17 protein-coding genes are annotated in these 16628 nt (G+C 31.6%); 13 read left to right on the top strand and 4 right to left on the bottom strand.

Annotation, left to right across the window (positions count from 1 at the left end; translation table 11 throughout):
• Positions 1 to 43: 43 nt before the first annotated feature.
• Both B7R67_RS07395 and gpmA read left to right on the top strand, forming a co-directional pair.
• The gene (locus tag B7R67_RS07395) at positions 44 to 589 is read left to right on the top strand and encodes a GNAT family N-acetyltransferase (RefSeq protein WP_088069034.1); all 546 of its coding nucleotides are present in this window, start codon (positions 44 to 46) and stop codon (positions 587 to 589) included.
• Between the two features lie 95 nt (positions 590 to 684).
• Positions 685 to 1473, top strand: a complete 789-nt coding sequence (gpmA, locus tag B7R67_RS07390; RefSeq protein WP_088069032.1) for a 2,3-diphosphoglycerate-dependent phosphoglycerate mutase — start codon at positions 685 to 687, stop codon at positions 1471 to 1473.
• A 78-nt stretch (positions 1474 to 1551) separates the two neighbouring features.
• Here the strand turns inward: gpmA and B7R67_RS07385 are convergent, their stop codons facing one another.
• Complete coding sequence (locus tag B7R67_RS07385; RefSeq protein ID WP_088069031.1) at positions 1552 to 2898, bottom strand: MATE family efflux transporter; 1347 nt, start codon at positions 2896 to 2898, stop codon at positions 1552 to 1554.
• Positions 2899 to 3004: 106 nt separating this feature from the next.
• On the opposite strand from B7R67_RS07385, the gene B7R67_RS07380 reads away from it, so the two are divergent.
• From B7R67_RS07380 to B7R67_RS07365, 5 genes are all read left to right on the top strand, one after another.
• Entirely contained in the window at positions 3005 to 3697 is a 693-nt protein-coding gene (locus B7R67_RS07380) for an SDR family oxidoreductase (protein WP_088069029.1), read from the top strand.
• A 72-nt stretch (positions 3698 to 3769) separates the two neighbouring features.
• Positions 3770 to 3934 carry a hypothetical protein gene (locus B7R67_RS22065; RefSeq protein WP_158095051.1) on the top strand — a complete coding sequence of 55 codons (165 nt, stop codon included), beginning with the start codon at positions 3770 to 3772 and terminating at the stop codon, positions 3932 to 3934.
• A gap of 163 nt (positions 3935 to 4097) precedes the next feature.
• Complete coding sequence (locus tag B7R67_RS07375) at positions 4098 to 5030, top strand: manganese-dependent inorganic pyrophosphatase (RefSeq protein WP_088069027.1); 933 nt, start codon at positions 4098 to 4100, stop codon at positions 5028 to 5030.
• Between the two features lie 77 nt (positions 5031 to 5107).
• Positions 5108 to 5620, top strand: a complete 513-nt coding sequence (locus B7R67_RS07370; RefSeq protein WP_088069025.1) for a YfiT family bacillithiol transferase — start codon at positions 5108 to 5110, stop codon at positions 5618 to 5620.
• A gap of 135 nt (positions 5621 to 5755) precedes the next feature.
• Positions 5756 to 5950, top strand: coding sequence for a hypothetical protein (locus B7R67_RS07365; RefSeq protein ID WP_088069023.1), 195 nt, complete (start codon positions 5756 to 5758; stop codon positions 5948 to 5950).
• 144 nt (positions 5951 to 6094) lie between these two features.
• On the opposite strand, the gene B7R67_RS07360 is transcribed toward B7R67_RS07365, so the two are convergent.
• Entirely contained in the window at positions 6095 to 6625 is a 531-nt protein-coding gene (locus B7R67_RS07360) for a GNAT family N-acetyltransferase (protein ID WP_088069021.1), read from the bottom strand.
• A gap of 539 nt (positions 6626 to 7164) precedes the next feature.
• Here B7R67_RS07360 and B7R67_RS07355 point away from each other — a divergent pair.
• The 4 genes from B7R67_RS07355 to B7R67_RS07340 all read left to right on the top strand — a co-directional run bounded on the left by B7R67_RS07355 (position 7165) and on the right by B7R67_RS07340 (position 11450).
• Positions 7165 to 8733 carry a flavin monoamine oxidase family protein gene (locus B7R67_RS07355; protein WP_088069019.1) on the top strand — a complete coding sequence of 523 codons (1569 nt, stop codon included), beginning with the start codon at positions 7165 to 7167 and terminating at the stop codon, positions 8731 to 8733.
• Positions 8734 to 8846: 113 nt separating this feature from the next.
• A complete protein-coding gene (gene tatA / locus B7R67_RS07350) occupies positions 8847 to 9032 on the top strand; it encodes a twin-arginine translocase TatA/TatE family subunit (protein ID WP_088069017.1) in 186 nt (61 codons plus the stop codon).
• Positions 9033 to 9365: 333 nt separating this feature from the next.
• Positions 9366 to 10556, top strand: a complete 1191-nt coding sequence (gene norA, locus B7R67_RS07345; RefSeq protein WP_088069016.1) for a multidrug efflux MFS transporter NorA — start codon at positions 9366 to 9368, stop codon at positions 10554 to 10556.
• A 51-nt stretch (positions 10557 to 10607) separates the two neighbouring features.
• The gene (locus tag B7R67_RS07340) at positions 10608 to 11450 is read left to right on the top strand and encodes a MerR family transcriptional regulator (protein ID WP_088069014.1); all 843 of its coding nucleotides are present in this window, start codon (positions 10608 to 10610) and stop codon (positions 11448 to 11450) included.
• A 62-nt stretch (positions 11451 to 11512) separates the two neighbouring features.
• On the opposite strand, the gene B7R67_RS07335 is transcribed toward B7R67_RS07340, so the two are convergent.
• On the bottom strand, positions 11513 to 12661 hold the full coding sequence (locus tag B7R67_RS07335) for a tyrosine-type recombinase/integrase (RefSeq protein ID WP_142289528.1): 1149 nt from the start codon (positions 12659 to 12661) through the stop codon (positions 11513 to 11515).
• 270 nt (positions 12662 to 12931) lie between these two features.
• On the opposite strand from B7R67_RS07335, the gene B7R67_RS07330 reads away from it, so the two are divergent.
• Positions 12932 to 13939 carry a helix-turn-helix domain-containing protein gene (locus B7R67_RS07330; protein WP_088069010.1) on the top strand — a complete coding sequence of 336 codons (1008 nt, stop codon included), beginning with the start codon at positions 12932 to 12934 and terminating at the stop codon, positions 13937 to 13939.
• 114 nt (positions 13940 to 14053) lie between these two features.
• Positions 14054 to 15076 carry a low-specificity L-threonine aldolase gene (ltaE, locus tag B7R67_RS07325; RefSeq protein WP_088069008.1) on the top strand — a complete coding sequence of 341 codons (1023 nt, stop codon included), beginning with the start codon at positions 14054 to 14056 and terminating at the stop codon, positions 15074 to 15076.
• Between the two features lie 73 nt (positions 15077 to 15149).
• On the opposite strand, the gene B7R67_RS07320 is transcribed toward ltaE, so the two are convergent.
• Positions 15150 to 16337, bottom strand: coding sequence for a M20 metallopeptidase family protein (locus B7R67_RS07320; protein ID WP_088069007.1), 1188 nt, complete (start codon positions 16335 to 16337; stop codon positions 15150 to 15152).
• Positions 16338 to 16628: the final 291 nt, after the last annotated feature.

Below are 16628 nucleotides of genomic sequence, written 5' to 3'. Positions count from 1 at the left end.
AAGTAGTAGGAACTCAAAAAATGGATGATAAAAGGAGAAGAAAGTGAAAGTAGAAACCCAGAAATATAATAAGAACGAAATTAGTTATACAATAAGACATGCATTAGAAAAGGATGCAAATGATTTATCTATATTAAGAGTACGAATAGACGGAGAAACAGAGAATTTAGATAGGGAGCAAGGAGAGGGATATATTGATCCGATTTCTTTTAAAAAGCTAATTAAAACGGATATAGATCGGTTAAATAATTTATTTTTAGTAGCTGAAGTCCAAGGTGAAATCGTAGGATTTTCTAGATGTGAAGGAAGTTTATTAAAAAGATTATCACATAAAGTTGAATTTGGTGTTTGTGTTCTAAAAGATTACTGGGGCTATAGTATTGGAAAGAATTTATTAGAAAAATCAATTTCATGGGCAGACTCCAATGGTATTAAAAAAATCAATTTAACTGTATTACAAACTAATTCGAATGCGATTAAATTATATGAAAAATTAGGATTTGAGATCGAGGGAATTCTAAAAAATGATAAGGTTCTATCTGACGGTAAATATTATAATACGATCATGATGGGAAGATTTATTGATTAATCGCTAAAAGTGTCAATTCCATTCCAAAATTACAGAATCAAATACTCAATTTTTCAGCAAACTAGTATATATTTATGATTTAAAAGGAGATTTATATGATTAAACTCGTATTAGTCAGACACGGTCAAAGTATATGGAATGTTGAAAATCGATTTACAGGATGGACAGATGTTGATTTAACTAACAGCGGACTAACAGAGGCTAGAGAAGCAGGCATTATTTTAAGAAAAAACGGATTTACGTTTGATGTGGCTTACTGCTCTGTACTAAAAAGAGCGATTCGGACATTATGGATTATTTTAAATGAAATCGATATTATGTGGATTCCTGTTTATAAGACGTGGAGATTAAATGAACGACATTACGGTGCTTTACAAGGATTGAATAAGGCTGAAACAGCAAAAAAGTACGGTGATGAACAAGTTAATATTTGGAGAAGATCGATGGATACTAGACCACCAGCTCTAGACCCTAAAGATCCAAGATATGAAATTAATGAGCCTCGATATAAGGAATTAAAAAAAGGTGAATTTCCACTTACTGAAAGTCTTGTAGATACTGAGATAAGGGTTTTGAACTATTGGGAAAAAGAGATTGCTCCTACATTAAAGTCTGGTAAAAAAGTTATCATTTCTGCACACGGGAATACGTTAAGATCGATTGTACAATATCTTGATCAAATTTCCGCAGATGGAATCGCTTCACTTAATATACCAACAAGCATACCTTTAGTTTATGAATTAGATAATGATTTAAAGCCTATTCGGCACTATTATCTAGGGATGGATGGGGAAGTTCCTGCAGGTGTAATTCCTAAGCATATGCCGATTGAAGAACTAGATGAAATTGATCGTAACAATTCAAATCGTTTTCAAGATGAATAAAAAGTAATAAAAGGATAGAAAGCCATTTTAGCTTTCTATCCTTTTCAGCTTGTAGACAAAGTCCTATTAATCTGATATTCAGACTGAAAGTTTTAATTTTTTATTTTGTAGTTGAACTAAACGGAATGTTAATGTAATTGCTGAGACACTTAAACCAACTATTAATCCTACCCAATATCCTTTAGCACCTAAACTCGTATTTGAAAGTGCATAACCTACTGGTAAGGCAATGATCCAATAAGCTAAAATCATCATCACCAATGTTACATTCACATCTTTATAACCTCTTAATGCACCTTGGATTGGTGCTGCGAAAGCATCAAATAATTGAAACATAATTGCAAAGATTAAAAAGCCACCAGCCAAAAGTTGTACAGAAGAATCATTTGTATACCAACCAGCAACATCATATCGGAAGAAATAAATAATCACACCAAATACAGATGCGATTGATACTGCTAACATCAAACCGATTTTGCTATATTCTTTTGCATTTTGGAAATCTTTTGCTCCTACTTCAAATCCTACAACAATTGTTAAAGCCATTGAAATACTTAGCGGTACCATATAAAGCATACTCGCAAAATTCATCGCTACGGTGTGTGCAGCGATTGTTTCTGTATCAAATTCACTTAATAATAGTGTAACAACTGAAAATACACTTACTTCAAAAAAGATACTTAAACCGATTGGAACACCTAATTTTAAAATATGTTTCCATGCTGTAAAATCAACACGAGCAACATTCTTAAAAATATTAAAGGTTCTAAATGGTTTTTTCGTTTTAATAATGTATACTCCGATACCGAAAATGATCCAGTAAGTTATTGCAGAGGCTACACCTGAACCAACTCCCCCTAATTTAGGAAGACCTGCTTTTCCAAATATAAGGAAGTAATTTAAAATAACATTAATTGGAACTGAGATGATCGTAATGAACATAGTTGTTCTTGTTTTTCCTAATCCATCGATAAATTGTCGAATGACAGTGTATAAAAATAATGGTAAAATTCCAAATGATAATGCAAATAACCAATGTAAAGCAACTCGATGAACTTTTGGATCTAGGTTCATATGATTTAAGATTGGGTGAATTGAGAAAATACCGATTATAATAATCATAATTGCAATGATCCCTGCTAAATAGATTGCTTGCATAATAAGTGGAGCTATTTTCTCATCCTCTTTTGCACCATTCAAATTAGCTACCATCGTTGTAATTGCAACTAATATCCCTGTTAACCCCGTACTAATTGGTGCCCAAATACTAACTCCAATTGCAACACCAGCTAAGTCACCCGGACTACTATTTCCTGACATGATCGTATCAAAAAATGACATAGAAAATAATGTCACTTGTGTGATTAAAATCGGAAGAAGTAGTTTAAAAAAACGTACTATTTTATCTTTTTTAGTGGTATTCATTTATTCTCCTCCCTAAACAAACACTTTTACAATTGTATCATGTTTTGGTTTAATTGCTATAATGAAATCATATAAGTAAATCATTCAAAAGAAAGTTGGTTGTAAATTGGGTAATCAGGTAGTAGTAATTACAGGCGCAGGTAGTGGCTTAGGAGCTTCTTTAGCTAAAAAGTATTCTGAAAGTAAAGCTCATATTTGTTTATTAGGAAGAACTGAAGATAAATTAAAAGAAATTGGTAAGAAATTACCAAACAATTACTCAATACATACAGTCGATGTATCAAAACATGATGATGTAAAACGAGTATTTGATACAATTATTCAAACATATGGCAAAGTTGATTTATTATTTAATAATGCAGGTGTTGGAATATTTGACATTGCTGAAGAATTAGACGAAGAAGCTATACATAGTATGATTGATATTAATTTAAAGGGAACAATATTTTGTTCACAGGAAGTATTAAAACAAATGAAAAAACAAAATAGCGGTACAATCGTCAATATAGTTTCGACTGCGGGCTTAATTGGCAAAGCAACAGAATCCGTTTATTGTGCGAGCAAATTTGGCGTTAAAGGCTTTACAGAAAGCTTAGTAGTTGAATTAACAGGATCACCAATTACTGTATTTGCTGCATATATGGGCGGCATGAATACTGATTTTTGGGCAGGGATTTTTGATGAAGATAAAACATCCAAAATGATGAACCCAGATGATATTGCTGAGATTATTATTGATAATATAAAACCTAGGAAAAATATTTCAATACCTGAGATTATCATTAAAAATATAAAATAGGTATTAGTTCTCTTATCTTTTACACAAACTAATTAAGAAAAATCTAAATTGTTTTTTGTAAAGGAGAAAAGAATGAGTAAATCAAAAAAGAGCGAAAAAAGTAACAAATTTAATGAAAGAAATTTTGATGAGCTTTTATTAAAAGATGACAAAATAGCAGATGATATACCGATTGAATGGCTTCCTAAAAACGAACCAATTACTGAAAGCATGTCGTACAAAAATTCTGATGAATAACTACATTATGAATAGTCAATTTGGCTATTCTTTTTTATTTTGATATGGTATTATTATTGTTGAAATTTATGTAAAAGCCAAATATTTCTACTATTGATGAAATAGTGTAGCATTGCAAATACATATTAAATTTTAAAAACAGGAATTAGTTAGGAGAATTTTGATGGAAAAAGTACTAGTTTTTGGTCATAAAAACCCAGATACAGATACAATTTGCTCTGCAATTGCATATGCAGAATTAAAAAAAGCTTTAGGTTTAAATGCTGAAGCAATTAGATTAGGAGAAGTAAGCGCTGAAACTCAATTCGCTCTTGATACTTTTAATTCAGAAGCTCCTCGTTTAGTTGAAAAGGTTGCTACAGAAACAAATAACGTTATTCTAGTTGACCACAATGAGCGTCAACAAAGCGCGGATGACATCGAACAAGTTCGTGTACTTGAAGTGATTGACCACCACCGTATTGCTAATTTCGAAACAAGCGATCCTTTATACTACCGTTGTGAGCCAGTTGGTTGTACAGCGACAATTTTAAATAAATTATATAAAGAAAATAATATTGCTATTAAAAAAGAGGTTGCTGGTTTAATGCTATCAGCAATTATTTCTGATACTTTATTATTTAAATCACCAACATGCACTGATCAAGATGTAACTGCTGCTAAGGAACTTGCTGAAATTGCTGGAGTAAATGCAGAAGAATATGGTTTAGACATGTTAAAAGCAGGAGCAAATCTTGCGGATAAGTCAATTGAATCATTAGTGTCACTTGATGCAAAAGAATTCCAAATGGGTAACTTCAAAGTAGAAATTGCACAAGTAAACGCTGTAGATACAAACGATGTTCTTTCTCGTCAGGCTGAATTAGAAAATGTACTTGAAGGCATTGTATCAACTAAGGGCTTAGATTTATTCTTATTTGTAGTAACTGATATTTTAACAAACGATTCAGTGGCTGTTGCAAAAGGAACTGCTACAAATGCAGTTGAAAAGGCATATAATGTTACTTTAGAAAACAACACTGCTGTTTTAAAAGGCGTAGTATCTCGTAAAAAACAAATTGTTCCTGTTTTAACAGAAACTTTTAATACACTTTAATGATTAACAAACAACAAAGTCTTACGTAAGGCTTTGTTGTTTTTTATATAGAAATGGGAGAAACGGGGGATTTAAAAATGGAAAATTTAAAATATCCAATCGGTAGATTTACCACACCATCAAGCTATAGTCAAAATCAGCGTCAAGAATTTATTAAAATTTTAAGAGAAGCACCAGAAAAATTTAAGGAAGCAATCTACTCTCTTACTGAAGAACAATTAAACACACCTTATCGAGAAGGTGGTTGGACACCGAAACAAGTTATACATCATGTTGCAGACAGCCATATGAATAGTTTCATTCGATTAAAACTTGCATTAACTGAAGAGAATCCAACGATTATGCCATATGATGAAAATGCTTGGATTACATTAAGTGATTCAAACTTTGATTTTCATAGTTCATTAAAAATTATTGAAGGAATCCATGAAAGATACGTTACTTTACTAGAATCATTAAATGAAGAACAGTTTAAGCGAACTTGTTTCCATCCTGAATTAAAGATCAATATGAGCGTTGATTTTCTTTTAGCATTGTATGCTTGGCATAGTCAACATCATTTAGGGCATATTTTCTTAGTAAAAGGATGAAACCTAACAGTAAGATTAAACTAAATGAAAATAAAGGTACATGAAAATCATTTAATTTCTTCCTTTTACGAAACTTGACTAAATTTGTAAATTTTAGGAAAGGATAGTAAGAAACTGTAAAAGGAAGTGATGGGTTTGTCTCAACAATTTGAAAATATACCTGATTTTGAACTTTTGGAAAGTAATCCAGCATTATCCATTCATGAACTGTCATATCATTATGATATGAGTTTTAATGATATTGCTGAAATTAGAGGAATATCTGTAGAAGATTTATTAAGCTACTATCAGACAAATACTTCTCAAGATTCGTTATTTTATTTCGAATAAACTTAATGACAAGCTGAGCCTAAATCCTTTTAGGATCGGCTTTTTTGCATCATTGTAGTATCTAACTATTCTATTTACTAAATACTAACTATAAAGTACAAATGTTATATTAATGAAACAAAAGCAGTTAAGCCGAATATTAACTTAACTGCTTTTGTTCTTTTTTATTTTAAGCCGCCAATCATGACATTCCATAAATTTACCGATTGGATATTCAAAATTGCATTTTCCATTCAATTTAAAATTAAGTTTTTCGCAGATTTTATTTGAAGCAATGTTTCTAACCGAAGGAAATGCGTGAATATATTTATGCTTTGATTCATTTTTTGCTTTCTTAATCGCCTTATTTACAGCAATTGTTGCAATTCCTTTTCTTTGAAATTGGGGTAAAATACTCCATCCGATTTCATAAACATTCTTATTATTCCATACTCGATCCCAATAGCCTACAGTACCAATCTTTGTTCGGCAAGGTAGTAAAATGATTGTATACATTTGTCCAGTGCCTATTCTACTCATATCAAGATAATGTTTATGTCGAAACATAATTTGTTTGTAACTTTCAAGTCCGCCAAGATATTTCATCACAAAACTAGTATTTAAAGACAGAAGTAAATTAAGATCTGTTTCAACCCAAGGTTCAATAAGAATTTTTGATTCATTTATTTTAGACAATTAATTCACTCCATATTTTTTAATCGTTTTTTATAGAAATAACTCAGCTTTAACCTCTTTGTAAGTCAGCGGGTCTGATCCAGCGTTTAGAAAAGTTAAAACTAAAATTAATCATATTAAAATAGTATTCTAAAGTGAGCATGAATTTCTAATTAAATAACACAAAATAATAGAGAAACGATGCTTTTATTCGTATTTTTCAAAATGTAAATGGATCCATATGTACTACACTGTTTATTACATATGGTAACATGGAATAATTTTAGACAAAGAATTGACTTTGCTTAGACAAAAATGCTCAACCATTATATATAGAATTTTGACAATAGTTTACATAAATCATTGTTTTTTTGGGGGAATTAATAAAAGTTATTTAGAAATTGGGGACTGCATTATGAGCAGTCTTTTTTTTACGCTTTTTTGTGCTAAATCCTGACACATATGTGTAGAAAAAAGATGAAAAAAATTCCTTTATGGCTTGTCCTTTTTCTTATAGTATTATTTTGAGAATATTTAGAAAAATCGGAAGGAGAAAAAGGATGGCACATACCCCTATTTTACGTATGTTAAAAAGAGCTGCAACTCAAGCAGCAAAAGCTTATGAAAATGATAACCGTGAACAAACTAGTTACAGTCGCAGACAGTTTTTAAAAGGAGCAGCTGCTTTATCTGTAGCGGCCGCTGTACCAACATTTGTTTGGAATTTTGATTCGATTAAGGCGCAGGCCGCAGGCTCTAAAGTTGTAATTATCGGTGGTGGTTTAGCCGGTTTAACTTGTGCATATCGTTTAAAAGAACGTGGCGTTGTAGCGACTATCTATGAGGCAATGAATCGTGTAGGTGGTCGTTGTTGGACAAGAAGAAATTATTTTGCTGATAATCAAATTTCTGAAAATGGAGGAGAACTTATTGATACAGGCCATAAGGCAATCCGGAAGTTGGCTAAAGAGTTAGGTTTAACGTTCGATAATTTACTTGCTGCTGAAGAATCAGGCAGTGTGCCATTTTTTTATTTTAGTGGAAAGCCTTACACGTTTGATCAAGCAACTTATGATATGCAATCAATCATGCCTCAGCTAAATAAAGATTCAAAAGATGCTGGATATCCCACTACCTATAACCAATATACCGTACGAGGTAAACAACTTGATAATATGTCAATTACTGATTGGATTGAATCATATGTGCCAGGAGGACTCAATTCAAATTTAGGTAAATTATTGGATGTTGCTTATACAATTGAATATGGAGTGGAATCCTCAGAGCAAAGTAGTTTAAATCTCATTTATTTATTAGGTGGGACTGATCAATCTGAACTTGAAACATTTGGTGAATCTGATGAAAAATATCACATTCGTGGTGGAAATGATCAAATTGTTTCCTTATTAGAAAATAATTTAAATCCACAAATTAACTTAGGTTATAAACTAAAAAAGATCGTAAAAAATTTAGATGGAACGTATACATTATCATTTTCTGATAAACCAGATGTTATTGCAGACATTGTCGTCATGACAATTCCATTTTCTATTTTACGTAGTGACGTTGATTTTTATAGTGCGGGATTTAGACCAATGAAGGTAAAAGCGATCAATGAACTTGGTATGGGAACGAATGCTAAATTGCTTGCACAGTTTTCAGATCGGCACTGGCAGAAACTTGGAAATAACGGTTTAACCTATTCAGATACTGGCTATCAAAATACTTGGGAAGTTACTCGAGCTCAAGATGGAAAAAGTGGTATTTTAGTAAAATATACTGGTGGAAAAATAGGAGATTCATTAAATCAAGGTTCATTGTCATCTCAAACGAATAAATTTTTAAATCAAATTGAGCCCGTTTTACCAGGTATATCCAAAAAATGGAACGGAATTTCATCAATCGTTTATTGGCCAGGTATGTCTTGGACAAAAGGCTCGTATTCTTATTTTAAAAAAGGCCAATATACATCCTTTAGTGGAATTGAAGGTGAACCAGAAGGTAATGTCTTTTTCGCAGGTGAGCATTGCTCACAAGATTATCAAGGTTATTTGAACGGAGCTGTAGACACTGGTGAAGAGGCAGCAACTGAAGTATTAAAAGCACTGAAAGCTACTGTTACAAATTAATTATGTTAAATTTCTCGTTTAATGAAGTAAAAGGGGAAAGCTTGTTAAAGTAAAAATGAATTGAAAACGACTAAAATAGTTAAATGACACCATAAAAAGAAGGAGGTTTCCCTATGTTGCCAAATATCGGAATACCTGGGTTGATTTTAATCTTACTGCTTGCTTTAATTATTTTCGGTCCTAAAAAGCTACCTGAGGTTGGGAAAGCATTTGGCCAAACTTTAAGAGAGTTTAAAAATTCAACCCGTGAGCTTACGGATGATGTAATGAAGAATAATGAAAACGAAAGAAAAAGTTAAGTAACTGCGTAGTTTGATAGAGTTATCTTTTTATTTTTCTATGGATAAATTGTATTACCAGATCGACATTTTGTCGGTCTTTTTTGTGTGACGGGCATTCGCAAAGGGGGCTGTCCTAGACCGCACTCTTTATTTTTTTCATAGACAGAGAACTTTGTTGTGACGACTGGACGATAAAATAAAACTATGAATTCTTCCTTGTACATGTACAATAATCCAAGGTAAATAAAATGAAAACGAATTCAAAAAAAAGCAATGATAAACCCATTGACTCTACCCTTGGGGGAGGCTTTACATTATATTTTGTAAAGTTTTTCAAAGGAGTTGATGAATATGAAAAAACAAAATATGATGTTGATTTTAGTATTGGTGAATTTATTCATCGTGTTCTTAGGGATTGGTTTAGTTATTCCGGTTACTCCTTCAATTATGAATGAGTTAAATATATCTGGTTCTATTGTTGGCTATATGGTAGCTGCCTTTGCTATTACTCAATTAATCATTTCACCAATTGCTGGGCGTTGGGTGGATCGATTTGGACGGAAAAGAATGATTATTATCGGGCTAATCATCTTTAGTATCTCAGAGTTTTTGTTTGGAATTGGAAAAACGATTGAAGTTCTTTTCATTTCACGTATGCTAGGAGGTATTAGTGCAGCATTCATTATGCCGGCAGTAACTGCATTTATTGCTGATATTACAACTGTTGATACACGAGCAAAAGCACTTGGCTATATGTCAGCAGCTATTTCAACAGGTTTCATAATTGGTCCTGGAGTTGGAGGCTTTCTAGCAGAAATTGGTCCTCGTATACCATTTTTCTTTGCAGCGGGAATAGCTGTTCTTGCAGGAGTCTTATCTATTAGCGTCCTTCCAGAACCAGAAAGAAATCTCGAAAATATTGAAGTAAAAGAACAAAAGCCAAGTTTTAAACGTATTTTTTCGCCAATGTATTTTATTTCTTTTATGGTAATCTTAATTTCACAATTTGGATTATCAGCATTCGAATCGTTATTTTCACTATTTACCGACCATAAGTTTGGTTTTACTCCAAAGGACATTGCCATTATGATAACTGGCGGTGGTATAATAGGAGCGATTGCTCAAGTTGTATTTTTTGATCGACTAACGAAATCGATTGGAGAAATTCGTCTAATTCGATATAGCTTAATTCTCTCTACAATACTAGTATTTTTAATGACAATTGCGAACTCATACTTTACGATTTTACTTGTTACAATTACTGTATTTCTAGGATTTGATTTAATGCGACCAGCTGTGACAACATATTTATCTAAAATTGCAGGGAATGAACAAGGATTTGTAGGTGGTATGAACTCGATGTTTACAAGTATTGGTAATGTAATTGGACCGATTATTGGTGGGATTTTATTTGATATCGATTTTAATTATCCATTTTATTTTGCTACAGTATTATTAGCTAGTTGTGTTGGTTTGACGATTTCATGGAAGATGCCAGTCTATCGTACAGCTAATGTGAAAAAAGCGTATTCTTTGGAATAAAAGATACGCTTCTTTTTCTAAAAACTAAGGTATTTAGGGAAGTGAGAATAGATGAAAGATAAACTTTATACAATCGGTGAAGTGTCAAAATTAGTAAATATTTCAATTAAGGCACTTCGTTATTACGATAAAATCAATTTATTTAAACCTGCATATGTTGATCCAGAAACGAACTATCGATATTATAAAGACTCACAAATTCATCTTCTCGATCTAATTAAATCATTAAAATATATTGGTACTCCATTAGAAGAGATGAAAGAAGTACAAGGTTTAAAAAGAGATGATTTCTTTGCCTTTTTAACAGAACAAGAAAAAATTGTAAGAGATAAAATTGATTCGTTAGTAGAAATCGAAAAAATTATTGCAAATGCTAAAAAGGGTTTACAAAAACAAAAGGAGTATCCTGCATTTGGGGAAGTTTTTCTTACGTATGAAGAAGAAATACAAATTATACAGACAAAGGCTGTAGGAATTGTTCCTAAAAATATTTTAAATTCATCTTATAGTAAGTTAAAGAAATTTGCTGCGTCAACTGAAGGATTCAGAAACAATGGGTATGGTGCAATTTATCCTTTTAAATCTTACTCGAATGTGAATGAAGTTGTTTATGAGTATTTATTTACACCAGTACTAACAAAAAAACAACTAACTTTACTAATGTCGGATACAGAAGTCGCAAAAATTCCAAAAGGAAATTATGTTTGTATTACTTTTAAAAGCGAAACGCCAGATGATTATTTTAACAATTTACAAAAGTTAATTAAATATGTGGACGAGAATCAAATCTCGGTTAATAGTGATATTTATGAGTCGTTAATACATACAAATTATTCGCCAGATCAAGAAGAAGAATTTTTAATTGAAATGAGAGTTTTAGTGAATGAGTCATAAATATCAGAAGATAATCTTATTATGTAAACTAATAATAAGCTCCCAAATTTAGGGAGCTTTTTTTAATACGCTTCATCATCCCAAACATTACTTGCATGTTGAGAACGATTCATCATTTTTGCTAAATACAGTTCAGTTGTTTGGATACTTTCATGACCTAAACTTCGACTAACTTGATAAATATTCGCACCTTTTTCGATCGATCGACATGCATAGTGATGTCGAAAGAAGTGAGGGCTAATATTACCGGTTCGTTTAGAATCGGTTACAAAAGGGAGGGCAGAGTCTTTAATCATCTCAATGACATATTTAGATAAGTATTTAAAAGAATAGTGGTGATTCATTTTATTTGGAAAAAATGGATTTGTATCAGTTTTTGTAATTTGATTTGATAATCCGCGTCGTTCTCTTAATTTACAAAGATCCATAAATACATGATTTAATATTTTAACTTCACGTTTTTTATTACCTTTTCCGATAATTTCAAGCCAATATCCATTTGTATCTTTAGAAATATTACCCCAATTAGCTTCTGCAAGTTCTCTTATACGCATTCCAGTTGTTGCTAATAGTTTTATTAATGTCGTTTTTAAGATATTGCCTTTATAAAATTCAAGCAATGCTTTTACTTCGTTTTCCTCTAAATCACGATTCGGCAAGTCATCCTTTGTAATTTTCGCATCTAGTATACGAGTATAAATAGGCACTTGAATAAAGCTTGATTCAAATAAAAATTTAAAGAAGCTTTTTAAGATAACAAGTTTCCTAGAAAGAGTCGTAACACGATAAAGTTCTTGCTTTTTACCGTAGCGATAAGTTGAAAGCCACTGTTGATATGCATCAATATGTCTTTGCTTTAAATTTTTAAAAAGAGAATTTTCTATAAAACCATCTACATCTTGACGAAGAAACTCCTGACTATTCATTAAATAACGATAGAATTGTAACAATTCTCTTATGTACTCTAATTTTGTACTACTTTTTCTTTGTTTTGATTTTTGGATATCTTTTCTCTGATGTACGTAATAGTAAATCATATCTACGTCAGAGAAACCTTCATAAATCATTTGATGATTTTTCTCATTTTCAAATTTAATTTGTAAAAGGCTCGAAATATAAGTATCGTCGATTAAATACTCTATTGTTTTAAGATCTGAAGGCATGGCTATTGGAAATTGTGTTGAATTTGAAATAAGAAGGTTTGATTCCATTACCAAGTAATTCACCTCACAAATTATTGTTTTAAGTCATTTATTTTTTAAGTAGAAATAATCTATTTATAGTTTATATCATTTAACATGATTAATCTATTTTTAAAGTAGAAAAATACAATATTATTCTACCTTAAACAAATATAGTGTATTTATTAAATTATAACTATGTATAATTATATAGTTAACGTTTAAGTTATATTTATAGATTGGTTGAAAATTGATATGATATAATAGTGCTAATAAAAATATAAAAAAGGAAGAAATCAAATGTTAGAACAAGATCAAACAAGAAAAGAGATTGTTACAACAAATGAAGTAGTAGAACTACTAGGAATTTCGAAACAAACTATCTACAATTATGTAAAAGCGGGTAAACTGAAACTTGTTTATGAAGATTGGCAAATCGATGGTACGATGAAGTTTTATTTGAAGGATATTAATCTGTTAAAATCTCAAAATATAAAGCCAGATGGCTTAACCGTTCTAGAAACTGCAAATTTACTAGGGGTTTCTAAAGCATCCATCCATCAATACATAAGGAATGGGAAAGTAACGTCAAATAAAATTAATTTTAAAGGTAGATTAACTGTTTTTATTCCAACGGAAGAAGTTGAAAAGTTAAAAGTTTCAAATAAAAACAACGCTAAGAGGAAAACTTTTTTCACGAAAAATCATGAGTTTATTCTATTCGGTTTATATAACATTCCGAACTCAAATGAAAAAGCTAGAATAGTAGAGATTCATGACACTGGAGAAATTGTCGCAAAAACGAATATGGGGGAACTTCTAAATAAAGAAGAGCTTTTAACGAAAGGCTTTGAAAAATCATATGAAGTTAAGCAGACAAATCATAGTACGAAAAGAGGAAGTATTACGTTTCACTTCCCATTTCCTCAATCAATAAATGCACCGATATTTGGAATCATTGATGAATTTTATAAACAGATTGGCATTCAAAATATGAATCTTTATTTAGTCGGTAATACAATAAAGATTGAACTAAAACCAAACAAGCTTCCATATCATACTGATCAAATTGAACAGGATTTCGAGATATTACAAAATTGTTTAATCGATGGAAAACTTTCAAGTAGACCAGGATACATTGTGCTTTCGAGTAATCAGGAGCAATTAACAACTTTTGTGAAGGATGACATAAAAGAAAAGATTAAAAACATTGCAATTGAAAATAATACTGGAATTGAGGATATTACTGAGAAACTAATACTTATCGGTTTGAAAGTATACGAGAAAAATAATGGATTTAACATGTAAAAAAAACAGTCGATTTGAGACGATTTAATGGACAACTATATTAAAAACAATTTTTAAAATCGTCTGACAGACCGGTTTAGATAATTCAGAAATTTTTAATAAAGGAGAATGAAAATGAAGTATATTGATTTAAGAAGTGATACAGTAACAAATCCTACCGATGAAATGAGACAAGCAATGTTTTTAGCTGAAGTCGGTGATGATGTTTATGGGGATGATCCAACAGTTCAAAAATTAGAAACTTTAGCTGCTTCGATGATTGGAAAAGAAGCTGCACTTTTTGTACCAAGTGGGACTTTCGGAAATCAATTAGCTTTATTTACACATTGTGATCGTGGGACTGAGGTAATTCTTGGTGAAGATTGTCATATATTCGAGCATGAAGTTGGTGCAGCGTCAATCATTGCTGGAGTACATTTACGTACATTACAAACAACAAATGGTAAAATGGATATTAAACGAATTAAACAATCGATTCGTCCAGATGACATACATTATCCGGAAACTTCATTAATCTGTTTAGAAAATGCATATTCAAATGGATCTGTTGTCGATCTTGACTATATGAATGAAGTGTATAGTCTTGCGAAAGACGCAAACATCCCAGTACATTTAGATGGAGCAAGACTATTTAACGCTGCTTCCTATTTGAAAATTGACGCAAAAGAATTATCACAATATAGTGATTCGGTTATGTTTTGTTTATCAAAAGGACTATGTGCACCAGTTGGTTCAATCTTAGCGGGTAGTAAAGAATTTATCGAAAAAGCGAAAAAGAAGCGTAAATTACTAGGTGGTGGATGGAGACAATCTGGGTTTTTAGCAGCCGCTGGTATCATTGCATTAGAAAAAATGACCAAACGATTACATGAAGATCATGAAAATGCACTATATTTTGCTGATCGTTTAAGTGAAATTCCTTCTATTAAGGTCGATTTATCCAAAATTCATATTAATTTAGTTTTCTTCCAATTAACAATTATGAAACGCACACCTGAAGAAATTGAACAAATTTTTAAAGAAAATGGAATCATCATTTTTGCTCCAGATGAAGATGGAATGATGCGGTTTGCAACACATTATTGGATCACAAAAAATGATATTGATAAAGTAATTGATGTAATGAAATCGATCTAATTAAGCTTTAAGTTTACTAGACTTAAAACAAAAAAGTGAAAATCATGAAGCCAATGATTTTCACTTTTTTGTTTTAAATTGTTTTATCCTTTAATAGTTTAAATACAGATTGAACCATTAATTTTACGCCAACTTTTATTGCTTCTTCATCGACCATAAATTTTGGATGATGCCAGCCATAAGTTATTCCTTTTTCCTTATTTCCAGAGCCTAACCATAAATAACAGCCAGGTACTTTTTGTTGATAAAATGAAAAATCTTCTCCACCCATTGTTGATTCCGCTGTCACAACATGGTCAGTTCCTACTGTTAAAATTGCTGCTTCTCGAACGACAGATGTTATTTTAGAATGGTTAAAGACTGTTGGTACCAACAGTTGGTAATCGATTTCTACTTCTCCACCAAGTGAATGAACAAGATTTTGAACCATCGTTTCAAATTTTTCATGTATTTGCATTCGAACTGATTCATTTGAAGTTCGAACAGTGCCTTTTAAAACTGCAAATTCAGGGATAACATTATGTGTATTCCCGGCTTGGAATGCTCCAACAGTTATAACAGCAGATTCTTTTGGTGAAATTGTTCTACTAACTAGTGTTTGTAGAAGGCTAACTACTGAACTTCCAATCACAATCGGATCAACTGCTTTTTCAGGAAGTGCTGCATGACCGCCTTTTCCTTTAATCTTAATCGTAAAATCATCTACACTTGCCATAAGGAAACCTTCTTTGACGCCAATCGTACCAACTGGAAGATCGGGCATATTGTGAAGCCCGATAATTGCCTTAACATCATTAAGTAATCCTTCAGCAATCATTGACTCAGCGCCACCTTCAGATTCCTCAGCCGGTTGAAAAATCAATCGAACAGTACCTGGAAGTAAATGTTTAAGTTCCTGTAAAACAAACCCAACTCCAAGTGCAATAGTAGTATGAACATCGTGGCCACACATATGGGAAATTCCATCAATTACTGAACGAAATGGTAAGTCCGATTCCTCCTGAATTGGAAGTGCATCAATGTCAGCGCGTAATGCAACTGTTGGGCCATCTAAGCCTTTTATTTCAGCGGCTGTACCTGTTTGACAATTCAAAGATAATCTTTGGATATTAGCCTTATCTAATTCTTGATTAATAAAATTTGTTGTTTTGTATTCTTGATTACTTAACTCAGGATACATATGCAAATGTCTACGAATTTCTAAAAGGTTTGAATAATATTTATCTACTAATTCGTTGATTTTTACTTCTAAATGATTCATCTTGAGATCTCCTAATCATATTACCTAGAATGTTTTATTATGTAGATAATTGTATATTTATTCTTGAGTGCATTCAATCTATTTTTGCTATTTACCAAGATTTATAAAAAAAAATATTCATAAATAGAGAGAAAGGTAAGAGTTGTGTTATTACTCTACATAAAGGTTAGTGAAGTACCTTTTAACGTAAAATTGAATAAAAATACTAACATTCTTTATAAAATAAAAATATAAATGTCCGGCAAATTACCCGACACAACACTAGTTCATTAGACCAAAAATTTTAAAGGA

The organism is Gottfriedia luciferensis, assembly GCF_002156865.1.
Classification (GTDB): Bacteria; Bacillota; Bacilli; order Bacillales; family Bacillaceae_G; genus Gottfriedia; species Gottfriedia luciferensis.
The sequence above is the reverse complement of the archived record's forward strand: the minus strand, read 5'-3'. Positions and strand labels throughout refer to the sequence as shown.